This is a genomic window from Mycobacterium kyogaense (genome assembly GCF_003254575.1).
Lineage (GTDB): Bacteria > Actinomycetota > Actinomycetes > Mycobacteriales > Mycobacteriaceae > Mycobacterium > Mycobacterium kyogaense.
Window position 1 is genome coordinate 1 of sequence record NZ_QJUA01000132.1, and the last position, 231, is coordinate 231.

The window sequence follows — 231 nt, forward strand, 5'->3', positions numbered from 1 at the left end:
CTGTCGAGTCCGAGTCTTCGGAGCCTGAGGCGGGTCTGGGTTCGGTCGATGCCGATGAGGTTGCGGAGGCGGTCGGTGATGCTGAGGTTGCGCATGCCGTCGCTGTCGAGGGTGAGGATGCTGCCGAAGCGCTGACCGCTGATGAGGCGTCGGAGTCTGTCGAGTCCGAGTCTTCGGAGCCTGAGGCGGGTCTGGGTTCGGTCGATGCCGATGAGGTTGCGGAGGCGGTCG

At 65.8% G+C, this 231-nt stretch carries 1 pseudogene; it reads left to right on the plus strand.

The window, feature by feature from the left end:
* Positions 1 to 231 (plus strand): annotated as a pseudogene (locus DMB80_RS28460) (prolipoprotein diacylglyceryl transferase); the annotation flags it as partial.